The organism is Streptomyces sp. IBSBF 2435 (genome assembly GCF_036815005.1).
In the GTDB taxonomy this organism is placed as follows: domain Bacteria; phylum Actinomycetota; class Actinomycetes; order Streptomycetales; family Streptomycetaceae; genus Actinacidiphila.
Window position 1 is genome coordinate 1 of record NZ_JAJSYW010000418.1, and the last position, 316, is coordinate 316.

Consider the following 316-nt stretch of genomic DNA (forward strand, 5'->3'; position numbering starts at 1 on the left):
CCGCCGCACGCGGCGACCCGTTTTCTAGCCCCCGTTCGCCCCGTACACCCAGTGCTCAGCCGGCTATGAGGTCCACCCGCCAGTCGTACGACGTCATCCAATTCCCCTTCGGATACTCGAACCGGACCTCCCCCCGCTGCTCGAACCCCGCCTTGCGGCACACCGCGTTCGAGGCCGGGTGGTCGGACCCGGGAAACGCGTGCAGATACCGGTGCCTCTGCGCTTCCCGCGCCACCGCGATCAGCTCCCTGGCCGCCGCCACGGCCAGCCCCCGCCCCTGGAACTCCGGCAGCACGCCCCACCCGGTCTCCCACAC

1 protein-coding gene is annotated in these 316 nt (G+C 71.2%); it reads right to left on the reverse strand.

The annotated features are described in order from the left end of the window. Nucleotides 1-55 precede the first annotated feature (55 nt). Nucleotides 56-316, reverse strand: a 261-nt coding sequence (locus tag V7E46_RS33745; protein WP_333771954.1) for a GNAT family N-acetyltransferase, incomplete at its 5' end; no start/stop codon positions are given.